We start from the raw sequence: 22,490 nt of genomic DNA, 5'->3' as shown, positions 1-22,490 counted from the left end.
TAAATTGCCGCATTTAAACTCTTCATCCTGGATTAAGGATCGCGCAGGCATAGAAGCCTGAAAACCCGAACGGGATGCGCGCGGTTTCGCGAATAGGAGCGACTTCGGCTGGATGGCAGGCAAGGGTAAATCACGCGAACGGGTAGAACCCTCCTTCGGGGATTTCCACGAATCCGGTGATGACCTGCGCCTCGACGCCAGCGAACGCATCAGCGGAACCACAAAGCAGCAAGTCAGAAAACCGAAGCAGACATCCGGCCGCACCAAATCCAGGAAAAAAGAAAAGCGCACCCGCGGCTCCGGCCGCGGCGCGACGGGCTTCATTCGCTCCCTCGTCTATTGGTGCATCGTACTCGGCATCTGGGGCGGCATCGGTGTTGCAGGTCTCGTTCTCTATTACGGCGCGCGCATGCCGAGCGCCAGCAGCTGGTCCATTCCCGAACGCCCGCCGAATGTGAAGATCGTTTCGGTGAATGGCAGCGTGCTCGCCAATCGCGGCACCACCGGCGGCGAGGCGCTCGCGCTGGAAGATATGTCGCCCTATATTCCGCAGGCCGTCATGGCGATTGAGGACCGGCGGTTTTATTCGCATTTCGGGGTCGATCCGCTCGGTCTCGGACGCGCCATCGTCACGAATGTGCTGACGGGACGAACCGTGCAGGGCGGCTCGACGCTGACGCAGCAGCTCGCGAAAAACCTGTTCCTCTCGCCGGATCGAACGCTGGAACGCAAGGTTCAGGAAGTGCTGCTGTCCTTCTGGCTGGAGCATAAGTTCACCAAGGACCAGATTCTCGCGATGTATCTCAATCGCGTCTATTTCGGCTCCAATGCCTACGGTGTCGAGGCGGCCTCGCGACGCTACTTCAACAAGTCCGCGCGCGACGTCAATCTGGGCGAGGCGGCCATGCTGGCCGGGCTTCTTAAAGCGCCCTCGCGCCTTTCGCCGGCGCGCGATCCGCAGGCGGCGGAAGAACGGGCGCAGGTCGTGCTGCAATCCATGCGCGATGTCGGCTTCATCACCGACGATGAAATCAAGACCGCCATGTCGCAGCCGCCGACCAAGGCGAAACGTTTCTGGTCCGGCGCCGAACATTACGCCGCCGATATGGTGCTGGAGGAAGTGCGCAACCTCGTCGGCGAGGTCAAGCAGGACATTGTCGTCGATACGACCATCGACCCCAATCTCGAGCGCGACGCCGAAAAGGCGCTGACCCACGTGCTGCAGGGTGACGGCAAGAAGCAGGGCGCTTCGCAGGCGGCGCTGGTTTCCATCGATGGCACGGGCGCGATCCGGGCCCTGGTGGGCGGGGCGGATTATGCCGAAAGCCAGTTCAACCGCGCCACCAAGGCAAAACGGCAACCCGGCTCCGCATTCAAGCCCTTCGTTTACGTCGCCGCACTCGAATCCGGGCTCACCCCCTATACCATCCGCAACGACGCGCCTGTTCGTATCGGCAACTGGACCCCGGAAAATTACGAGAAGAAATATCGAGGCGAAGTGACGCTCGCCACCGCGCTCGCCAATTCGCTGAACACCATTGCCGCGCAGCTGGTGATGGAAGTGGGTCCCGATCGTGTGACCCAGGTGGCGCATCGCATGGGTATCGAATCCGAACTGCAAAACAATGCCTCCATCGCGCTCGGCACCTCGGAAGTGTCGCTGATGGAGCTGACGGCCTCCTACGCCCCCTTCATGAATGGCGGCTACAAGGCGACGCCGCATATCGTCAAACGCATCACCGATGCGGATGGCAAGGTGCTTTACGAAAACAAATACGACAATCCGCCGCGCGTCCTGAGCGAAGAGATCGCCGCGACCATGAACAGCATGCTGTCGCGCGTCATCACCGAAGGCACCGGCAAGGCGGCACGGCTGCAGGGCTGGCAGGCGGCAGGAAAATCCGGCACGACGCAATCCTTCCGCGACGCCCTTTTTGTCGGCTACACAAGCAACCTGACCACCGGCGTGTGGTTCGGCAATGACGACGGCACATCGATGAAGAAGGTCACCGGCGGCGGGCTTCCCGCAAAGGCCTGGAAAGATTTCATGACCGCCGCCCATTCGGGCCTCTCGCCCTCGCCGCTCTTCGGGCTTGGCGCAGGCGGCGTGCCGCCGCTTGGGGAAATGCAGCAGCCGGCGCCGGAAAGCGCGCCCTCCTCCATCGGCGATATCATTTCCAATGCGCTCGGCGGCGGAACGGTGGATACGCGCGCCTATCCCGAAGCCCCGGTTGCGCCGAATCCGAATCAGCCCGGTGCACCGATGCCGCCGGCAAATATCCCTTCCCGCGATATCGAACCCGGCTATTCAGCCGGCAACGGGCCTGTACCACCCGCCGATATCGGCGGTCAGGCGCCATCCGGACCGAAGCAGACGACCCTGCTCGATATTCTGATGGGAAACTGACGGCTTAGAGTGGTCGAAAGACGCTGCTCTCAGGGCCGATGGCGATTTCGCCAGTACTGCACGAAAATTCCCGATTTTGCAGGATTTGGTTCCATGGGACAGGCCGTCTCCGCAGCCACGAGCGGAGAGGATGCCTCCCCTGCAACATCCGCGTGCAGTCGCATTAACCGTAGATTGCCATTTGCGCCGGGGCGGTTACATTTCGGATGACTTTTTACGGTAAATGAATTATTAATCGTTCATATAAATTAATTTTCTTCTATCAAAATAACTTTTCAGGGCTTTATATTATGCTGGGTACTAAAGGCTCATCGCATGCCGTTTTTTACGGTGCCTCCTATTCCGCAGCCACCACTTTCGAATCGCCGGAAACGCAACCTTCCTCTTCGGAAAAAACCGTCTCCGCATTCCTGCGCGGCCAGTTCGCGCTCAAAAGAACGATTGACATCGCAGGGGCGTCCATCGCCCTTGTCGCACTCGCGCCGGTGCTGCTCACCGTGGCAGTGATGGTCAAACTCGACAGCAAGGGACCGGTCCTGTTTTCGCAGGTCCGCTGGGGCATGAACGGGCGGAAAATCCGTGTCTATAAATTCCGCTCCATGAGGACCGATCTTTGCGACGCCACCGGCGTGGCGCAAACGGTGAAGAACGACCCCAGAATAACCCGGATCGGCGCGGTTCTTCGCCGCACGAATATCGATGAACTGCCGCAGCTTCTGAATGTGCTGAAAGGCGATATGTCGCTGGTCGGGCCCCGCTGCCATGCCATCGGCATGCTGGCGGCCGGCCGTCTTTATGAGGAGCTGGTGCCGCACTACCATATGCGGCACCGGGTGCGGCCGGGCATTACCGGCCTTGCCCAGATGCGGGGGTTGCGCGGCCCGACGGATCGCAGCGACAAGGCGCGCGCCCGAATCGTCTCCGATCTTTATTACGTCGACAATTTTTCGCTCTGGCTGGATATCAAGATCATGGTCGGAACGGTGATTTCCGAATTGCGCGGCGGCAAGGGGTTCTGATTTTTCAGGCGCCATTGCCGCAGCCGCAATCCGGCGCTGCAAAAATAAAAAGCCCGGCAGCGATGCCGGGCTTTTTTCATGAGATCATCGTAACGATCAGTTTGTCGGCGCGGGAGCCGCAGCGGGATCCGGAAGCGGTGCCGGGTTTGCCGACAGCGTCCGCAGATAAGCGATGAGATCGGCGCGTTCCGTCTCCTTCTTCACGCCCGCAAAGCCCATGGCCGTGCCGGGAACGTGTTTCTTGGGAGCTTCGAGGAAGAAGCTGAGATGATCGTAATCCCAATGCACGGAACCGCCCTTGGAGAAATCCTTCATCCCTGCGGAGTAGCTGAAACCTTCATGGCTGGCGATCGGCCGGTTGACGATATCGAAGAGATTGGGGCCGACCTTGTTTGCACCACCACTCTCTCCGGTATGACAGCTCGTACACTTCTTGAAGACCGTCTCGCCCTTGGCGGCATCGGCGCTGGCAAGCAATTGTGCGATCGGCGTCGCCGCGGCAGCGGCTTCTCCGCCGGCTGCTTCGCCGCCACCCTCTGCCGCAGCGATGGCATAACCTTCCTTTTCGGGCGCAGGCGCATGGAAAATGCCCTCAGACGCAATCGACACCGACATCAGGACGAAAACCGTGCCAAGCAACGCCCCAACGCCCATATTTACATAAGAATTCATCTATATGCGCTCCCTCGCATCCGCTTGATATAACGGGCATCTTGAAATTGCTCGAAAGCTATGGCTTTTGCACAGCCTGCGCAACTTGAATAATGCTCCCCACACCGTGACGTTTTGACACTTTTCGGGCGGGATTTGAAGGGTGTCGGATGAAGAATCGGGATTTCGAGAAAGCTGTCGTCCTCATACCGGCGCGGATGGCATCCACGCGCCTGCCGGGCAAGCCGCTCGCCGACATCGGCGGCAAGCCGATGATCGTGCAGGTGGCGCTGCGCGCACGCGAGGCCGGCGCAGAGCGAATCGTTGTAGCCGTCGACGACGAACAGGTGTTTTCGGCCGTCAAAAATGCCGGTTTCGACGTGATGATGACGCGCGACGACCACCAGTCCGGCTCGGACCGCATTTTCGAAGCGCTGCAAAAGGCCGACCCCTATGGCAAGGCGGAATATGTCATCAATGTCCAGGGCGATCTTCCGACCATCGAAGCGGAGACGATCCGCGCTTCGTTGCGTCCACTGGAAAATGCCGCCGTCGATATTGCGACACTGACGGTCGAAATCACCGACGAGGAAGAAAAAACCAATCCGAACGTGGTGAAAGTGGTGGGCAGCCCGCTTTCCGAGTCGCGATTGCGCACGCTTTATTTTACCCGCACCACCGCCCCTTATGGCGATGGCCCGCTTTATCATCACATCGGACTTTATACCTATCGCCGCGCCGCGCTGGAGACATTCGTGAGCCTGCCGCCCTCGCCGCTGGAAAAACGCGAGCGGCTGGAACAGCTGCGCGCGCTGGAAGCGGGGATGCGCATCGACGCCGAAATCGTCAGTTCCGTGCCGCTCGGGGTCGATACGCCGCACGATCTGGAAAAAGCCCGCAAAATTCTCGCAAGCAGAACCCTCTAACGGACAGTCCCATGACCTTGAGCACAAATCGCATTGCCTTCCAGGGCGAATTCGGCGCGAATTCCGATATGGCCTGCCGCGACATGTTCCCGGATATGGAGCCTTTGCCGTGCCCGACATTCGAGGATGCCTTCAACGCCATTGAAAATGGCGAAGCCGATCTCGGCATGATCCCGATTGAAAACACGCTGGCCGGCCGCGTTGCGGATATTCATCACCTGTTGCCAGAATCGCGCCTGCACATCATCGGCGAATATTTCATGCCGATCCGCTTCCAGTTGATGGTGATGCCGGGCGTGAAGAAGGACGAGATCCGCACCGTCCACAGCCACATTCACGCGCTTGGCCAGTGCCGGAAAATCATCCGTTCCAACGGCTGGAAGCCCGTCATCGCCGGCGATACGGCGGGCTCCGCGAGACTGGTGTCAGAAAAGGGCGACCGCAGCATGGCGGCGCTTGCGCCGCGCCTTGCCGCCAATCTCTACGGCCTCGATATTCTCGCTGAAAACGTCGAGGATTCGGAAAACAACGTGACGCGTTTCGTTGTGCTTTCCCGCGATGAAAACTGGGCCAAGCGTCAGTCGAGCGACGAAATCGTCGTCACCACCTTTGTCTTCAATGTCCGCAATATTCCGGCCGCGCTCTACAAGGCCATGGGCGGCTTTGCGACCAACGGCATCAACATGACGAAGCTCGAAAGCTACCAGCTCGGCGGCAAATTCGTGGCGACGCAGTTTTATGCCGATATCGAAGGCCACCCCGATGACGAGCCGGTGCGGCATGCGCTGGACGAGCTGCGCTTCTTCTCCGAAAAAGTCCGCATTCTCGGCGTCTACAAGGGCCATGCGATGCGCGGCAAGCTCAACCAGGGTTGAGCCTGCCGAACGCGATTATTTCGTCCATTCCACCCAGTCGCGCATCAGCCGATGCGCGATGGCGCCACCGGGAGGCGCGGAAAAGCCCTCACCCGTTGCCGTCTCCAGCATCTTGGCGACTTCCGCCCGTGTGAACCAGCGGCAATCCTCCAGTTCGATCTCATCGCGGGCAATATCGAAAGACAGTGCCTCGGCATAACAGCCAATCATCAGCGTATGCGGCATCGGCCAGGGCTGCGACGCGTGATAACGCACGCGGCCGATCTCGACGCCGGATTCCTCATGCGTTTCGCGGCGTACGGCCTGCTCGATGGTTTCGCCCGGCTCCACAAAACCGGCGAGGCACGAATACATGCCCGGTGCAAAATGCGCACCGCGGCCAAGCAGGCAAAGATCACGCTCGATATCGATCGTCATCATGATGACGACGGGATCGGTGCGGGGAAAAATCGTGTGATTGCAGGCGGCGCAGATACGCTTGTAGCCGCCGATGCGCAGCTCCATGGTGCCACCGCACTTACCGCAAAATCGATTGTCGGCGTTCCAGTGGGTGAGGCTGACGGCCTGGGCAACCTCGCTCAGCAATTCCTCATCGAGAAGATGGTCGCGATAAAGAGTACGGGCGTCAGCAAGCTTGTAGTGACTTGCCAGCTGATCCTCGGCAACGGCAACCGGCACCGCAATTCTCGGCTCGCCGGTTTCGCGATATCCGAGCAGCACGGCATTGTCGAAATCCGGCTGCAGTTCGGCCAGCTCATAGGCGGAAAACAGGGGGTCGATGACCTGCTCGTCATGCTTCAGGACAAGTCGGTTGCCCGAGAAAGCGAAAATATGGGTGCCATCGATTTTCAGCGCGTCGGCAACGCACTCTTCCGACCGTTTTTCGGCGAAACGGTCGAGGGCGTTCTTGGAAAAGGCTGTCAGCAGGCTTGCTTCGGGATGGGGGGCAGTGGTTTCAAAAATTTTCATGGAAATCATCAGAGCGCGCCGGAGATTTTTTTCATCAAACTTTCCTTTTCGCCCGCGGCATAGGGCACAGGCGTTCCGTGACCCCAGATGGGACCCGGCCAGCAGGTGTCGCCTTCATTGCGGGCGATAATGTGGACATGAAGCTGCCGGACGATATTGCCCAAAGCACCGACATTGATCTTGGTGGCTCCGGTGATTTCTTTCAAGGCAGACGCGACGAGATTGGTCTCGAATGTCAGCACGGCCTGATCAAGCGGGGTGAGATCGAACAATTCGCTGACGCCGTCTCGCTGCGGCACGAGCACCAGCCAGGGCCAGCGGTTGTCGTTTTGCAAACGCAGTTCACATAGTCCCAAACGCGTCACAAGCACGCTGTCGCGCGCCAGTCTGTCATCCAGCCGGAATGTCTCCAAGGTGTCCTCCATGTTTGTTTTCATTGTGATAGCAGTTTTTTGAAGGCTTGGCTTGCATTTGCTTTCGATATTGCCGATATGTGGCCCCGGGAGGTTGGTGGTGGACGAGCCACTCGCCAACCGGGTCAGGTCCGGAAGGAAGCAGCCCTAACGAGCCCGGCACGGGTCGCCGTGCCAGCCTCCCACCCTTTTTTAAAAGACGTGCTCAGCTTTCGCCGGGCCAGTTCAGCGCCCCAAGACAACTGGCAAAACAAACTGGCGAGGCAATGAGCGACACCGTACCCACCACATCAAGCGAATCCCAGGTCGGGACCGGCTATCGGGTACTGGCGCGCAAATATCGCCCCAAGGATTTTTCCGATCTGATGGTCGGCCAGGAGCCGATGGTCCGCACGCTGACCAACGCCTTCGAGACCGGCCGCATCGCGCAGGCCTATATGCTGACCGGCGTTCGCGGTGTGGGAAAGACGACCACGGCCCGCATTCTCGCCCGCGCGCTGAATTACAAGACCGACACCATCGACAAGCCGACCATCGACCTGCGTATCCCCGGCGAACATTGTCAGGCGATCATGGAAGGCCGGCATGTCGACGTGATCGAGATGGATGCCGCCTCCCATACCGGTATCGACGATATTCGCGAGATCATCGAACAGGTGCGTTACCGTCCGGTTTCGGCACGCTATAAAGTCTATATCATCGATGAAGTGCACATGCTCTCGACGCAGGCTTTCAACGGTCTTCTGAAGACGTTGGAAGAGCCGCCGGAGCATGTGAAATTCATCTTTGCAACCACCGAAATCCGCAAGGTTCCGATCACCGTTCTGTCGCGGTGCCAGCGTTTCGATCTGCGCCGCATCAGCGCCGCCGATCTGGTCGGCCTGTTCACCGCCATTGCCGGCAAGGAAGGTTTCGAAGCCGATCCGCAGGCGCTTTCGATGATTGCCCGCGCTGCCGAAGGTTCTGCGCGTGACGGCCTTTCCCTGCTCGATCAGGCGATTGCCCATGGTGGAGGCCGCGTGGAGGCCGAAGCGGTGCGCGGCATGCTCGGCCTTGCCGACCGTGCACGTATCGTCGATCTTTTCCAGCATGTCGTCAAAGGCGATGTCGCCGCCGCCCTTTCGGAATTCAACGGGCAATATGAGGCGGGCGCAAACCCTGTCGTCGTATTGAACGATCTTGCCGATTTCACCCATCTCGTCACCCGCATGAAATATGTGCCTGACGCGGCGGAAGACCCCTCGCTTTCCGAGATCGAGCGCGTGCGCGGCGCGGAATTTGCCGAGACGATTGCGGTAACCGCGCTTTCGCGCATCTGGCAGATGCTGCTGAAAGGCATTCCGGAAACGGAAAATGCTTCGCGCCCGGCCGGTGCGGCCGAAATGGTGCTGATCCGGCTTTCGCACGCCGCCAATCTGCCCGCACCTGAAGATGCCGCGCGGCGCTTGGCGGAGCTTTCGAACGGTGACGGCGGTTACGCCAATGGCGGACCTTCGGGCGGCGGCAATGGCGGCGGTGCCCGCGCCTATTCGTCGGGACAGGCCGTGGCCGCGGGAAGACCTGTCGATCTTCCCGCCCAGCGCCAGACAACACCGCAGACCTCCGCCGTGCTGCGCGCCGTTCCGGACAGCCGCCCGCAGGAGATGCAGGTCGCGGCACCGAAAACCGAAGAGCGGCCGGAGCCGAAGGTTCCCGTCACTTCGGTGCAGGATATTGCCGATCTCTGCCAGAAGAACCGCGATCCCGTCATGCGGGCGAAGGTGCGAAACTTTGTGCGGATGGTGCGGCTGGAGCCCGGCCGGCTTGATATGCGCCTCGGCGAAGGCGCGCCGGGCTCTCTGCCGGGTGAGCTTGGCGTCAAGCTCAAGGAATGGACCGGTATCCACTGGATCGTCAGCCTCAGCAAGGAACAGGGCGAGCCGACCCTTGTTGAAGCGGAAGGCAATGCCCGCGACGCCCGTCTTGTCGATGCGCGTCAGGATCCTGACGTTGCCGCCATTCTGGCGCAGTTTCCCGGTGCAAAAATCACCGACGTGCGCATCCGCGCCGCCGCACAGGAGGAGGCTGAAGAGATCGCGCCGCCATCGGTTGCAGAATCGAGCGAAGGCGACATCCTTCCCGGCGACGACATCGAGTTTTAAACAAAAAGAACAGGAGATTGGCACATGCGTGACATCATGGGCATGATGGGCAAGGTCAAGGAAATGCAGTCCAAGATGGAGAAGGTGCAGGAAGAAATCGCCGCCCTTGAAGTCGAAGGCAGGGCCGGCGGTGGTCTTGTGACCGTCATTCTCAACGGCAAGGGCGAAATGCGCGGCCTGAAAATCGATCCTTCGCTGTTCAAGGAAGACGAGGTGGAAATCCTCGAAGACCTGATCGTGGCTGCCCACAAGGACGCCAAGGAAAAGGGCGAAGCACAGGCGCAGGAAAAGATGGCCGGCCTGACCGCGGGTCTGCCGCTGCCGCCCGGCATGAAGTTCCCGTTCTGATATAATCCGACCGAAGAGGATGGCGTGATGCACGCCGTCCTCGCGTCAAGACAGGGTCTAGGCTTCCAGCATCGCGCGGAACCGGCTTGCAAGCGGCGTTTCGAGATAGGCCGCGCGTTCAGCCATGTCGAGCTGCATGGGACGGAAGCGCTGTAGAATAGTCGGTATCGGCAGTTTCGTTCCCTGATAGGGTGCGAAGGCGATATCCTCCCCGGCGGCGAGCATTCCGCCTTTCAGCACCCGGCAATAAAAACCCGGCTGGCCCGCCTGCCGGAAGCGCGGTCCGAAGTCCGGATAGCCGATGCGGGCTGACAGGGTGGCGCAGGGAATGCGGGCGGCGGTTACCTCCAGCACGACTTCGCTGGCCGAGAACCTGTCGCCGACATGGAGTTTTGCGCTGTCGACCCCCTCCAGCACGAGGTTTTCGCCGAAAAATCCGGGTTCGACGACAAAGCCCAGAGAGCGGGACCAGAAGTCGAGATCGACGGACCCCATGACGTAAATCGCCTGATCCGGCCCGCCGTGGTGTTTGCGATTGCAGACGGCATCGCTGACGATACCTTCGGCATCCACCATGACCGGGCCGTGGACGGGATGCTTGAAAATACCCGTCTTCATCGTCTTTCCCGGCAGGCTTTTCGCCTCGCCCCGGCACACCGCCCGTATTTTCATGGACTGCCCTTTGCGCTTCATGATTCCCGTTTCCCGATTTATGCAGTAGAAAACGCTCATGGCAAAACGAGTCACCGGTCCCGAAATCGAAAAACTGATCCAGCTTCTGGCAAAAGTGCCGGGGCTTGGCCCCCGCTCGGCGCGGCGGGCGGCGTTGCATCTCATCAAGAAGAAGGAACAGCTTCTTGGGCCGCTGGGCCATGCGATGGGCGAGGCCTATGACAAGGTGAAGATCTGCTCCTGCTGCGGCAATGTCGATACAATCGACCCCTGCACTGTCTGCACCGACGAGCGACGCGACCAGTCGGTCATCATCGTGGTGGAAGACGTGTCGGATCTTTGGGCGCTGGAGCGGACGGGCGCGATGAACACCGCCTATCATGTGCTGGGCGGCACGCTCTCGCCGCTCGATGGCGTCGGTCCGGAGGATTTGAACATCAAGGGCCTGATCGACCGCGTCAGCGTCGGTGGCATCCGCGAGCTCATCATCGCTGTCAATGCGACGGTGGAAGGACAGGCGACCGCCCATTACATTACCGACCGCCTTTCCGGTCTCGACATCAAGATCACCCGGCTTGCGCATGGCGTGCCGGTGGGCGGTGAGCTCGATTATCTCGACGAGGGCACGTTAACGGCGGCACTCAGGGCCCGCACGTCGATCTGAAGCCTCCCTCCCCGTCATTCAAAGAGGAGACCGAATGCGAAACCATTTTGCCCCGAAGGCACTGGCTGCACTTCTTTCCGTTTTTTCAGCAACGACGGCTTTTGCGCAGTCGGCACCGACAGGTGCAGCCGCAGCCCGATACGACGCCGAATTTAACGTCTGGCTGAAAAAGGAAATCTGGCCTGAAGCCCGCAAGGCCGGCATTTCGCAGAAAACACTTGAGGCCACGCTCAGCGGTCTTTCCATCAGCTGGAACCTGCCTGATCTCGTCATTCCCGGCCAGAAGCCCCCGAAAGAACAGAGCCAGAGTCAGGCGGAATTTTCCTCGCCGGGGGCCTATTTCTCCGAAAAACGGCTGCAGGGATTGGCGGGCACCGGCCGCTCGCTTGCCGCCACCCATGCGGCGACGCTGCGCAGGATCGAGGCGAAATACGGCGTGCCCGGCGATATCGTCGTTGCGATCTGGGGCCGCGAATCCGGTTTTGGCCGAGCGAAACTGCCGCATTCCGTGGTCGATGTGCTGGCCACGAAAGCCTATATGTCCACCCGCAAGGAGATGTTCCGCACCGAGCTGATCGATGCGCTGAAGATCGTCGAAAGCGGCGATATCGCAGCCTCGCGCATGATGGGCTCCTGGGCCGGCGCGCTCGGCCAGCCGCAATTCATGCCGTCGAGCTATCTCAAATATGCCGTGGATTTCGATGGCGACGGCCATCGCGATATCTGGAATTCCGTGCCGGATGCGCTGGCATCCATAGCGAACTATCTTTCCCAGCGCGGCTGGCAGCGCAATCGCGACTGGGGTTTCGAAGTCTCGATCCCGGCCAATGTCTCCTGCGCGCAGGAAGGACCTGATCTTGCCCGGCCGGTGGCCGACTGGGCGAAGATGGGCATTACCCGCATTTCCGGAAAAGCCTTTCCGTCCAATGACCTATCCGCCGATGGCATGATGCTGGTGCCGGCCGGACGGCACGGGCCGGAATTCGTGGTGACGCCGAATTTCTACGTCATCAAGGAATATAACAATTCCGATCTCTATGCGCTGTTCATCGGCAATCTCGCCGACCGCATCGCCCATGGGGCGGGCCCGTTCAAGGGTGAATGGGGTAATGTCGGATCCATGCTGCGCTCGGATGTTCTCGCCATGCAGAAGGCGCTGGTGGCCAAAGGTTACGATGTCGGCAAGGCAGATGGGCTGGCCGGTTTCAAGACGCGCCGCTCGCTCGGGGACTGGCAGGCGAAAAACGGGCTTTCACCGACGTGTTTTCCAGATGCAAGCCTGAAGGCTAAGCTGAAATAGCACGTTACGGGCGACGTCGGAAAACCTCTCCGTCGTCATGCTCGGGCTTGTCCCGAGCATTTGCAACCGATTGATTTAACGATACGTGGTTGGATCCTCGGGACAAGCCCGAGGATGACGTCGAGGGTTATGGCAAGGGCCATCAACAGCCTTTTTACCTGACCCGTTTCTGCCTCTCCCAGCCTCTCAATGCTGATCGGTATGGGGCTTGTGGAAGATATCGTCGGTCGGCGGAATGGTCTGCCGCTCGATCATCCGGTGCACGCGTGGCCGTGTCTTGCCGCGATGAAGCTCGAGCAGCCGGTCCCAGGCTTCCGCATCCGCCTGGGTGCGGCGGTGGTTGTGGCGGACATATTCCACCCAGGTCGGCACATGGTAGCTTTCGGTCCAGATATCGGGGTTTTCCAGATCACGCATCAGGTTCCAGTTGCGGGCACCGTCCCGGATGCGGATACGGCGGCGCTCGGCCATCAGCGGCAGGAATTCGCCGAGGTCCTCGTCGTGGATTTCATAGTCGATGAGGATGGCGATGGGGCCGCTGCGCGGCTTGATATCCAGCCTCAGCGGCGGCTCCACGAAACGGTTGAGCGGATCGAGGTTGAGCGAAGCGAAGGCTGGCATGGCGAGCTTGAGGCCGACGACGACGCCGAGCAACATCAGCGCGCACGAACAGAGCAGCGAATAGGAAATGCCGTAATCTTCCGCCAGCTCGCCCCACAGCCAGCTACCGACCGCAATGCCACCGAAGGTGAGCGTCTGGTAGAGCGAGAGCGCCCGGCCAACCACCCAGCGCGGGGTGGAGAGCTGGACGATGGTGTTGAAGAGCGACAGCGCCAGAACCCAGCAGGCGCCGGCAACGGTCAGCACCAGCGACGTGACGATCGCACTCGTGCTCACCGCTGTTACGCCAGCGCTGAAGGCGAAGCCTAGAAATGCGACGCGCACGATCCATTCGCTGGACAGCACCTCGCGCAATCTGGCGCTGATCAGGGCACCGCCAATGGCGCCGACGCCGAATGCACCCAGCATGACGCCGTAGGTTAAGGGGCCGCCTTCGACCAGATCGCGGGCGACGATGGGCATCAAGGCAAGGATGGCGCTGGCGGAAAGGCCGAAAAGGAAGCCGCGCACCAGCACCTTGCCGATGTTGGGCGACATCGCCACATAACGCATGCCGGCCGAAATGGCGGCCAGAAGCTGCTCGCGTGGCAGGGTCGAGGCATATTTGGGCGGCTGCCAGCGAAACAGGGCGTAGATCAGCGTGAAATAGCTCAGCGCATTCACGAAAAACGCGGCAGCTGCACCGGCGGCAGCGACGATGATGCCGCCGATGGCCGGGCCGACGCTGCGGGTGATGTTGAAGCCGACGCTGTTCAGCGTCACGGCGGCGGGCAAATCCTCGCGCGGCACCATTTCGCCGACGGAGGCCTGCCAGGACGGATTGTTGAGCGCCGTGCCGCAGCCGATCATGAAGGTGAAGAAGAGCAGAAGCCACGGCGTGAGCCAGCCGGACCAGGCAAAAACCGTCAGCAGCACGGAGGCCGTCAGCATCAAAAGCTGCGCCGAAATCATGATGCGGCGGCGGTCGAAACTATCGGCCAGTGCGCCTGAAATCAGCGAGAACAGCATGATCGGCAAAGAGGTGGAGGCCTGCACCAGCGCGATCATGTTTTCCGAACTTGAAAGCGACGTCATCATCCATGCGGCGCCCACCGCCTGGATCAGTCCGCCGAAATTCGAGGCAAGGCTGGCGATCCAGATTCGTCTGTAAGTCAAATGCCTTAAAGGCGCGAGTGGCGATTTACGGTCAGGCACGCTCTGTCCACTTGATGCAACTGCGATTTGTCAAACGGCAACTATAGACAGTGCCGGCAATCATGCCAGCCTTTCCGACATGGTAAGGGTGAAAATGTGGCCGAGCCGTCACTGAAACGCAGACGCCCGCGAAAACCTTGCAATCCTGCCCCGATGGGTCTATATGAGCCCTGAAATTCTTGATCGCTTGATGAAGAGTGGGGCCGCAAGGCTCCGCTCTTTTTCGTTAGGCGAACCGGAAACCACGGGCAGAAGGCCCGGTGAACATCAAAGACCGGAAGGCCAGATGGCAGACACCGCACATGAACCGCGACTGATAACCGAAACGGGCATCGACCAGCGTATTGCCGAGATCATCGAGCCTGTTTTGACGGGCATGGGATATCTTCTGGTGCGCGTGCGGCTCTCAAACCAGAACGGCATGACCCTGCAGATCATGGCCGAGCGCGAAGACGGCACCATGACCGTCGAGGACTGCGAAGCCGTCTCCATGGCGATTTCACCGGTTCTTGATGTGGAAGATCCGGTCGATAAAGCGTATCATCTCGAAGTTTCCTCGCCCGGCATCGACCGGCCGATGGTTCGCAAATCGGATTTCACCCGCTGGCAGGGTCATCTGGTGAAGGTCGAAACCTCCATTCTGGTCGAGAACCGCAAGCGGTTTCGCGGCAAGATCGTCGAGGTCAATGCGGACGGCTTCAAGCTGGAACGCGACCAGATCGCCTATGGCGAGGAACCGACAGTCATCATTCCGTTCAGCGCGCTTTCGGATGCGAAGCTCATTCTGACGGACGATCTTATTCGTGATGCGCTGCGGGCGGACAAGGCGGCCAAGGCCGCCGCCGCAAACCAGAACGACGAAAACGAAGCAGACGAAGACTAATTCCAACGTAAAGCCCGGAAACAAGGGCGAACCCCGCAATCATGCGACTTACGGAGATAGAAAAATGGCAGTGAGTGCTAACCGGCTTGAGCTTCTGCAGATCGCCGATGCTGTGGCGCGCGAAAAGGTCATCGACCGCGAAATCGTGCTTGCCGCAATGGCCGACGCTATCCAGAAAGCCGCCCGCTCGCGCTATGGTTCGGAAACCAACATCCGCGCCGACATCAACTCCAAGACCGGCGAAATCCGCCTGCAGCGTCTTCTGGAAGTTGTCGAGGCCGCTGAGGATTATTCGACCCAGATCCCGCTGGAGCTGGCCCGCGACCGCAACCCGGACGCCAAGCTCGGCGACTTCATCGCCGATCCGCTGCCGCCGATGGATTTCGGCCGCATCGCCGCCCAATCCGCCAAGCAGGTCATCGTGCAGAAGGTGCGCGAAGCCGAGCGTGACCGCCAGTATGACGAGTTCAAGGACCGCATCGGCGAAATCGTCAACGGCACCGTCAAGCGCGTCGAATATGGCAATGTCATCGTCGATCTCGGCCGTGGCGAAGGCATCATCCGTCGTGACGAGATGATCCCGCGGGAAAACATGCGTTACGGCGACCGCGTGCGCGCTTACGTCTACGACGTTCGCCGCGAACAGCGCGGCCCGCAGATTTTCCTGTCGCGTACCCATCCGCAGTTCATGGTGAAGCTCTTCACCATGGAAGTTCCGGAAATCTACGACGGCATCATCCAGATCAAGTCGGTTGCCCGTGACCCGGGTTCGCGCGCCAAGATCGCCGTCATCTCCAACGACTCGTCCATCGATCCAGTCGGCGCCTGCGTCGGTATGCGCGGTTCGCGCGTGCAGGCCGTTGTCGGTGAACTCCAGGGCGAAAAGATCGACATCATTCCGTGGAGCCAGGAACCGGCCTCCTTCATTGTCAACGCCCTGCAGCCGGCGGAAGTCGCCAAGGTCGTTCTGGATGAAGAATCCGAGCGCATCGAAGTGGTGGTTCCGGACGAGCAGCTGTCGCTCGCCATCGGCCGCCGCGGCCAGAACGTGCGTCTGGCATCGCAGCTGACTGGCTGGGATATCGACATCATGACCGAGCAGGAAGAATCCGAGCGCCGCCAGAAGGAATTCAACGAGCGCACGGCCCTGTTCATGGAAGCCCTCGACGTCGACGAGATGGTCGGTCAGGTTTTGGCCTCCGAAGGCTTCGCGCAGGTCGAAGAACTGGCCTATGTCGATCTCGACGAAATTTCCTCGATCGACGGTTTCGATGAAGACACCGCCGATGAAATCCAGACCCGCGCCCGCGAATATCTGGAGCGCCTGGAAGCCGAAATGGACGCCAAGCGCAAGGAACTCGGCGTTTCCGACGAGTTGCGCCAGATTGACGGCCTGACCTCGCAGATGATGGTGGCGCTGGGTGAAGACGGCATCAAGACCATTGAGGATTTTGCCGGTTGCGCGGCGGACGACCTGGTCGGCTGGAGCGAGCGCAAGGACGGCGAGACCAAGAAGTTCGAAGGCATCTTCTCCAAGCTCGATGTTTCGCGCGTCGAAGCCGAGAACATGGTGGTGCAGGCCCGTCTTCTGGCAGGCTGGATCACCGCCGAGGAGCTTGCTTCCGCAGAGGAAGCCGATCCTGAGGCTGCCGAGGAGGCGGATACCGCCGAACAGGAATGATATCGCAGGCGCATGAGCCGGATGAGCTGCCCGAAACGGATGATGACGGGCGGCTCAAGGGCGACGTCAATGGACGTATGTGCATTGTGACACGGCAAAGCGGATCGCCCGATGAGCTGATCCGCTTCGTCGCAGGGCCGGACGGCAGCGTCGTTCCGGATCTGAAACGCCAATTGCCGGGGCGCGGCTGCTGGGTAACACCCGAGCGCGCCCTGATCGAGAAAGCCGTCGCGAAGAAGCTCTTCGCACGGGCTCTCAAACGCGACGTCAAGGCCGGGCCGGAGCTTCTTGCTCTTCTCGACCGGCTGATGGCGCAGCAGCTTGCAGGCATGATGAACATGGCGCGCAAGGCGGGCCAGTTCATCAGCGGCGCGATGAAAGTCGACGCCGCCGTCCGTTCGGGGAATGCGATTGCCGTGTTCCACGCGACCGATGCTGCGGCAGACGGCGTGAGAAAACTGGACCAGGCCCGCAAGGCCTGGGCGCTCGGCAGCGATGCCGGCAATGAAATTCCGTCCTTCCGGCTCTTTAGCGGCGCCGAAATGGACGAGTTGATGGGCCAGAATGCTTTTATCCATGCCTGCGCGCTTGCAGGGCAGGCGGGTGAGGGTGTAGTGAAGCGCGCAACGATGCTTGAGCGGTACCGCCTTGGCGGTCGATCTCAGGCGGAACGCGACGCTGCCCGGACAGAACAATGACGCGGTTGCCCGATATGAACGGTCGCCGCGTTCCGATGCAGCAATTGAACGACGAGACCTGATGAACGTCATCCGGTTCTCGTCCGAAGGAACGGGAACGGAATGACCGACAACAACGACGACAAGACACTTAACGCACAGCCTAAGAAGACTCTCACCCTCAAGCCGGGCGGGATGAATCAGGGCACCGTGCGGCAGGATATGGGTCGAGGTCGCACGAACGCGGTTGTCGTGGAAACACGCAAGCGCCGCCCCATGCGTCCTGAAGACGAGAAGCAGGTTCATTCGGTTGCAGCGCCCGCTCCGAAGCCGGCCGCTCCTGCCCCCGCGGCAGCACCGCGTCCGCAGGCGCCGCAGCAGCGCATCCACCAGCCCAGCGGCCAGCAGCAGCGTCCGGGTTCCTCCCAGCCGCAGCAGCGTTCCGGCTCGTCCGCACCGCAGCAGCGCCAGCCTGAGCGTCCGCGCGGCAACGTCCTGCACGACCTGTCGGCAGGCGAGATGGAAGCCCGCCGCCGTGCGCTGATGGAAGCACAGGCCCGCGACGTGATCGAAGCCAAGCAGCGTGCTGAAGACGAAGCGCGCCGCAAGGTGGAAGAAGAGCGCCGCATCGCCGCCGAAAAGGAAGAGGCCGCACGCCGTGCCGTCGAAGAGGCCGCAGCCGCCAAGCTGGCCGCAAGCCAGCCCGCCGTGGAAGCAAAGCCGGAACCGGTCGATGAAAAGCCGGCTGCAGCCGCCCAGCCCGTGCCGCGCGCCGAGGCTCGTCCTCAGCCCGCCGCTGCCGCCCCTGCTCGCACAACTCCCGAAACCGCTGCTCCGCGCGGACGCCGTACCGATGGCGACGACGAGGACGATCGCGGTGCACGCCGTGGCAACCTGCCGGTCCGTGGCAAGGTCGCCGCACCTGCACCGGCAAAGCCGGCTGCCCGCCTGAAGACGGAAGAAGAACGCCGTCGCGGCAAGCTGACCGTCACCTCGTCCAACCTGGATGAAGACGGCACGCCGCGCGGACGCTCCATGGCATCCATGCGCCGCCGTCAGGAAAAATTCCGCCGCAGCCAGATGCAGGAGACCCGTGAAAAGGTCATGCGCGAAGTGATCCTGCCGGAAACCATCACCATTCAGGAACTGTCGCAGCGCATGTCCGAACGCGCCGTCGACGTCATCAAGTTCCTGATGAAGGAAGGCCAGATGATGAAGCCGGGCGACGTGATCGACGCCGATCTGGCGGAACTGATCGCCGTCGAATTCGGCCACACCGTCAAGCGCGTTTCCGAATCCGACGTGGAAGAAGGCATCTTCAACCAGGCAGACGACGAAGGCGAAATGCTGCCGCGTCCGCCGGTTGTCACGATCATGGGCCACGTCGACCACGGCAAGACCTCGCTGCTCGACGCCATCCGTCAGGCGAATGTGGTCGCAGGCGAAGCCGGTGGCATCACCCAGCATATCGGTGCGTATCAGGTCGAAAAGAACGGCCAGAAGATCACCTTCATCGACACCCCCGGCCACGCCGCCTTCACGGCCATGCGTGCCCGCGGTGCGCAGGCGACGGATATCGCCGTTCTGGTGGTCGCCGCAGACGACAGCGTGATGCCGCAGACGATCGAGTCCATCAACCATGCCAAGGCGGCCGGTGTTCCGATCGTCGTTGCGATCAACAAGATCGACAAGCACGAGGCAAACCCCGAAAAGGTTCGCCAGCAGCTCCTGCAGCACGAAGTGTTCGTGGAATCCATGGGCGGTGAAGTGCTTGACGTGGAAGTCTCCGCCAAGAAACAGCTCGGTCTCGACAAGCTGCTTGAAGCGATCCTGCTGCAGGCTGAAATTCTCGACCTCAAGGCAGATCCGAACCGTACCGCAGAAGGTACCGTCATCGAAGCGGAACTCGACCGCGGCCGTGGTGCCGTCGCCACAGTTCTCGTGCAGAAGGGTACGCTGAAGCCTGGTCAGATCATCGTGGCCGGCGACCAGTGGGGCCGCGTTCGCGCCCTCGTAAACGACAAGGGTGAACACGTCAAGGAAGCCGGTCCGGCCATGCCTGTCGAGATTCTCGGTCTTTCCGGTACGCCGTCTGCCGGTGACCGTTTCGCGGTTGTCGAAAACGAAAGCCGTGCTCGCGAGATTTCCGAGTACCGCCAGCGTCTGGCACGCGACAAGGCTGTCGCACGTCAGACGGGCCAGCGCGGTTCGCTGGAACAGATGATGAGCCAGCTGCAGACTTCGGGAATGAAGGAATTCCCGCTGGTCATCAAGGCAGACGTGCAGGGTTCGGTCGAAGCCATTATCGCTTCGCTCGACAAGCTCGGCACCGATGAAGTCCGCGCTCGTATCGTTCACTCGGGCGCTGGCGCCATCACGGAATCGGATATCTCGCTTGCCGAGGCATCCAACGCCGCGATCATCGGCTTCAACGTTCGCGCCAACGCACAGGCACGTACGGCTTCCGAACGCGCCGGCATAGAGATCCGCTACTACAACATCATCTACGATCTGGTGGATGACGTGAAGGCAGCGATGTCGGGCCTGCTGTCGCCGGAGCGTCGCGAGACCTTCCTCGGCAACGCGGAAATCCTCGAGGTGTTCAACATCACCAAGGTCGGCAAAGTCGCGGGTTGCCGCGTCGTCGAAGGCAAGGTGGAACGTGGTGCGGGTGTGCGTCTGGTACGCGACAACGTCGTCATCCACGAAGGCAAACTCAAGACCCTCAAGCGCTTCAAGGACGAAGTGGCAGAAGTGCCGGTCGGTCAGGAATGCGGTATGGCCTTCGAAAACTACGAAGACATCCGCGCCGGCGACACCATCGAGTGCTTCCGCGTCGAGCACATCACCAGAACGCTCTAAGCGTCCGGTTGAAACGTACATAAAAATCGCAATTGGGCGCCGGCAAGCCGGCGCTCGATTCTTTATAGCGCCCTCAATCACTCGAAGCGTGCAAAGGTCGCCGTAACACCAGAGCGCCGCTGGTCGTTTCAGACGCAGTCCGGACGCTCTAACACTTTGAAACTGCGCATCGTTCGCATCGGAAATAGATTTCGATTTTCGGACCTATGCGCTAGATTTGCACACACCCTCCTCGTCCGAAAAGATTGGGGGGAAATGTGCAGGGGCAAAAGAAATGGCAAAAGCAACATCATCGGCTCCTTCGCAGCGTATGCTGCGCGTCGGCGAACAGGTTCGCGCGGCCGTGACGCAAATCCTGCAACGCGGCGAAGTTCGCGACGATCTTATTGAAAAGACCGTCATTTCAATCTCGGAAGTGCGTATGTCGCCCGATTTGAAGATCGCGACAGCCTACGTAACGCCGCTTGGCGTTGCCGATCACACCGGCACCATCGATGCACTCAATCGTCATGCCAAGTTCATCCGCGGCCGTCTCGGGCCCCAGCTTCGGCAGATGAAATACATGCCGGAACTGCGTTTCCGCGACGATACGAGTTTCGACAACTACCAGAAGATCGACGCACTCCTGCGGTCACCGGAGGTGCAGCGCGATCTTGGACCTTCGAACGAAAAAGACGACGAACAGAACTGAAGCATGTCCAAACCACGCAAACAGCAGAACCGCAAACCCAAGGGCCGTCCGATTTCCGGTTGGCTCATTCTCGACAAGCCGCTGGATTTCGGCTCCACCGAGGCCGTTTCCAAGATCAAGTGGCTGTTCAATGCCCAGAAGGCGGGCCATGCCGGCACGCTCGATCCGCTTGCTTCCGGCATGCTGCCGATCGCGCTTGGCGACGCCACCAAGACCGTCCCCTATGTCATGGACGGCCGGAAAATCTACGAATTCACCGTGACCTGGGGTGAGCAGCGCTCGACCGACGATCTGGAAGGCGAGGTGGTCGAATCCTCCGAAGCGCGCCCGGACGAACAGGCAATCCGCGATATCCTGCCCAATTATACCGGCGTGATCCTCCAGACACCGCCGCAATTTTCCGCCATCAAGATCGCCGGCGAGCGCGCCTATGATCTGGCGCGCGACGGCGAGACGGTGGAAATTCCCGCGCGTGAGGTGGAAATCCATCGCCTGACGCTGCTTGCCTGTCCGGACGCCAACACCGCGCATTTCGAAGTGGAATGCGGCAAGGGTACTTATGTACGGGCACTGGCGCGCGACATGGGCCGCGATCTCGGCTGCTTCGGCCATATTTCGGAACTGCGCCGCACCATGGTCGCCCCCTTCGGCGAAGATATGATGGTGCCGCTCGAAACCTTGACGGCGCTGGAAGCCGTGGAGGATCGCGACGAGCGACTGGAGGCGCTGGATGCCTTCCTGATCGACACGGCCGAGGCGCTTTCCGCCCTTCCCCGCCTCATCATCAACGACGACCAGGCACACCGGCTGAAGATGGGCAACCCCATCCTGCTGCGCGGGCGCGATGCACCGGCCAACCATCCGGAAGCCTATGCCACTGCGCATGGCAAGCTCGTCGCCATCGGCGAAATCGGCGAAGGCGAATTCCGGCCGAAGCGTGTTTTCGGCTGAAACGGGCTCTATCTATTTGTTTTACGCGTTTCCGGACGGAAAACCGCTTCGCACTTTTCCTGGAAACGCTCAAGGAGGCGCTGTCAATCGCCTCTTTCAATTGCACCCGGAATAGTTTATAGGCAGCGCCAGCTTGGGCTTTGCCTATGCTGCTGAATGGCCTGAGCTGGACGACATCCCGGCTTTAGGCGTCCCATTTTTCCTTAAAACAGAAAGGATCGTCCGATGTCGATTACTGCAGAGCGCAAAGCCGCCCTCATCAAGGAATATGCCACGAAGGAAGGCGACACCGGTTCGCCGGAAGTTCAGGTCGCAATCCTCACCGAGCGGATCAACAACCTGACCGGTCACTTCAAGGACCACAAGAAGGACAACCACTCCCGTCGTGGCCTTCTGACGCTGGTTTCGAGCCGTCGTTCGCTTCTCGACTATCTGAAGAAGAAGGACGAAGCCCGTTACACCAAGCTGATCGGTGCTCTCGGCATTCGCCGCTAATAACTTCTCCGGCGGGTTTCGCAACGATGCCCGCCGGTTTTTATATCCGG

General features: G+C 60.5%; 20 protein-coding genes and 1 other RNA gene. 16 read left to right on the top strand and 5 right to left on the bottom strand.

Annotated elements, in window-relative coordinates; all coding sequences use genetic code 11:
- Positions 1-112: 112 nt before the first annotated feature.
- A complete protein-coding gene (locus tag CFBP4996_RS13490) occupies positions 113-2,407 on the top strand; it encodes a transglycosylase domain-containing protein (RefSeq protein WP_080852880.1) in 2,295 nt (764 codons plus the stop codon).
- A 290-nt stretch (positions 2,408-2,697) separates the two neighbouring features.
- Positions 2,698-3,426, top strand: coding sequence for a sugar transferase (locus CFBP4996_RS13485; protein WP_003524319.1), 729 nt, complete (start codon positions 2,698-2,700; stop codon positions 3,424-3,426).
- A gap of 96 nt (positions 3,427-3,522) precedes the next feature.
- On the opposite strand, the gene CFBP4996_RS13480 is transcribed toward CFBP4996_RS13485, so the two are convergent.
- A complete protein-coding gene (locus CFBP4996_RS13480; RefSeq protein WP_059758943.1) occupies positions 3,523-4,098 on the bottom strand; it encodes a c-type cytochrome in 576 nt (191 codons plus the stop codon).
- A 149-nt stretch (positions 4,099-4,247) separates the two neighbouring features.
- Between CFBP4996_RS13480 and CFBP4996_RS13475 the strand changes: the two genes are divergently transcribed.
- Both CFBP4996_RS13475 and CFBP4996_RS13470 read left to right on the top strand, forming a co-directional pair.
- The gene (locus CFBP4996_RS13475; protein WP_080852881.1) at positions 4,248-5,003 is read left to right on the top strand and encodes a 3-deoxy-manno-octulosonate cytidylyltransferase; all 756 of its coding nucleotides are present in this window, start codon (positions 4,248-4,250) and stop codon (positions 5,001-5,003) included.
- Between the two features lie 11 nt (positions 5,004-5,014).
- On the top strand, positions 5,015-5,878 hold the full coding sequence (locus CFBP4996_RS13470; RefSeq protein ID WP_003524315.1) for a prephenate dehydratase: 864 nt from the start codon (positions 5,015-5,017) through the stop codon (positions 5,876-5,878).
- A gap of 15 nt (positions 5,879-5,893) precedes the next feature.
- On the opposite strand, the gene nudC is transcribed toward CFBP4996_RS13470, so the two are convergent.
- Positions 5,894-6,856 (bottom strand): NAD(+) diphosphatase, encoded by a 963-nt coding sequence (gene nudC, locus CFBP4996_RS13465; protein ID WP_080852882.1) that lies wholly within the window; start codon positions 6,854-6,856, stop codon positions 5,894-5,896.
- Positions 6,856-7,284, bottom strand: coding sequence for an HIT domain-containing protein (locus CFBP4996_RS13460; protein ID WP_065654787.1), 429 nt, complete (start codon positions 7,282-7,284; stop codon positions 6,856-6,858). Before CFBP4996_RS13460 ends, nudC begins: the two co-directional genes overlap by 1 nt.
- A gap of 65 nt (positions 7,285-7,349) precedes the next feature.
- Between CFBP4996_RS13460 and ffs the strand changes: the two genes are divergently transcribed.
- The 3 genes from ffs to CFBP4996_RS13445 all read left to right on the top strand — a co-directional run bounded on the left by ffs (position 7,350) and on the right by CFBP4996_RS13445 (position 9,749).
- An RNA gene (ffs, locus tag CFBP4996_RS13455) (signal recognition particle sRNA small type) lies at positions 7,350-7,446 on the top strand.
- A gap of 80 nt (positions 7,447-7,526) precedes the next feature.
- The gene (locus tag CFBP4996_RS13450) at positions 7,527-9,401 is read left to right on the top strand and encodes a DNA polymerase III subunit gamma/tau (protein ID WP_080852883.1); all 1,875 of its coding nucleotides are present in this window, start codon (positions 7,527-7,529) and stop codon (positions 9,399-9,401) included.
- A gap of 24 nt (positions 9,402-9,425) precedes the next feature.
- Positions 9,426-9,749: a YbaB/EbfC family nucleoid-associated protein gene (locus CFBP4996_RS13445; protein WP_003507179.1), complete on the top strand. Its 324-nt coding sequence runs from the start codon at positions 9,426-9,428 to the stop codon at positions 9,747-9,749.
- Positions 9,750-9,806: 57 nt separating this feature from the next.
- Here CFBP4996_RS13445 and CFBP4996_RS13440 read toward each other — a convergent pair whose 3' ends face one another.
- The gene (locus CFBP4996_RS13440; protein WP_162935952.1) at positions 9,807-10,442 is read right to left on the bottom strand and encodes an MOSC domain-containing protein; all 636 of its coding nucleotides are present in this window, start codon (positions 10,440-10,442) and stop codon (positions 9,807-9,809) included.
- 37 nt (positions 10,443-10,479) lie between these two features.
- Between CFBP4996_RS13440 and recR the strand changes: the two genes are divergently transcribed.
- On the top strand, positions 10,480-11,085 hold the full coding sequence (gene recR, locus CFBP4996_RS13435; protein WP_080852884.1) for a recombination mediator RecR: 606 nt from the start codon (positions 10,480-10,482) through the stop codon (positions 11,083-11,085).
- Positions 11,086-11,119: 34 nt separating this feature from the next.
- Positions 11,120-12,385, top strand: coding sequence for a lytic murein transglycosylase (locus CFBP4996_RS13430; protein WP_080852885.1), 1,266 nt, complete (start codon positions 11,120-11,122; stop codon positions 12,383-12,385).
- Between the two features lie 186 nt (positions 12,386-12,571).
- On the opposite strand, the gene CFBP4996_RS13425 is transcribed toward CFBP4996_RS13430, so the two are convergent.
- Entirely contained in the window at positions 12,572-14,200 is a 1,629-nt protein-coding gene (locus CFBP4996_RS13425) for an MFS transporter (RefSeq protein WP_003524308.1), read from the bottom strand.
- 286 nt (positions 14,201-14,486) lie between these two features.
- Between CFBP4996_RS13425 and rimP the strand changes: the two genes are divergently transcribed.
- The 7 genes from rimP to rpsO all read left to right on the top strand — a co-directional run bounded on the left by rimP (position 14,487) and on the right by rpsO (position 22,440).
- Positions 14,487-15,083 carry a ribosome maturation factor RimP gene (gene rimP / locus CFBP4996_RS13420; RefSeq protein WP_059758925.1) on the top strand — a complete coding sequence of 199 codons (597 nt, stop codon included), beginning with the start codon at positions 14,487-14,489 and terminating at the stop codon, positions 15,081-15,083.
- A gap of 64 nt (positions 15,084-15,147) precedes the next feature.
- Positions 15,148-16,764 (top strand): transcription termination factor NusA, encoded by a 1,617-nt coding sequence (gene nusA / locus CFBP4996_RS13415; RefSeq protein WP_059758923.1) that lies wholly within the window; start codon positions 15,148-15,150, stop codon positions 16,762-16,764.
- Positions 16,761-17,462: an RNA-binding protein gene (locus CFBP4996_RS13410; RefSeq protein ID WP_080852886.1), complete on the top strand. Its 702-nt coding sequence runs from the start codon at positions 16,761-16,763 to the stop codon at positions 17,460-17,462. The genes nusA and CFBP4996_RS13410 overlap by 4 nt, the downstream gene beginning before the upstream one ends.
- 102 nt (positions 17,463-17,564) lie before the next feature.
- The gene (gene infB / locus CFBP4996_RS13405) at positions 17,565-20,303 is read left to right on the top strand and encodes a translation initiation factor IF-2 (RefSeq protein ID WP_080852887.1); all 2,739 of its coding nucleotides are present in this window, start codon (positions 17,565-17,567) and stop codon (positions 20,301-20,303) included.
- 274 nt (positions 20,304-20,577) lie between these two features.
- Positions 20,578-20,994 carry a 30S ribosome-binding factor RbfA gene (gene rbfA / locus CFBP4996_RS13400; protein ID WP_080852888.1) on the top strand — a complete coding sequence of 139 codons (417 nt, stop codon included), beginning with the start codon at positions 20,578-20,580 and terminating at the stop codon, positions 20,992-20,994.
- Positions 20,995-20,997: 3 nt separating this feature from the next.
- Positions 20,998-21,945 carry a tRNA pseudouridine(55) synthase TruB gene (gene truB / locus CFBP4996_RS13395; RefSeq protein WP_080852889.1) on the top strand — a complete coding sequence of 316 codons (948 nt, stop codon included), beginning with the start codon at positions 20,998-21,000 and terminating at the stop codon, positions 21,943-21,945.
- Positions 21,946-22,170: 225 nt separating this feature from the next.
- Positions 22,171-22,440, top strand: coding sequence for a 30S ribosomal protein S15 (gene rpsO, locus CFBP4996_RS13390; protein WP_004439050.1), 270 nt, complete (start codon positions 22,171-22,173; stop codon positions 22,438-22,440).
- Positions 22,441-22,490: the final 50 nt, after the last annotated feature.

The organism is Agrobacterium leguminum (genome assembly GCF_005144435.2).
Lineage (GTDB): Bacteria > Pseudomonadota > Alphaproteobacteria > Rhizobiales > Rhizobiaceae > Agrobacterium > Agrobacterium leguminum.
This window is presented reverse-complemented; position numbering and strand designations above follow the sequence as displayed.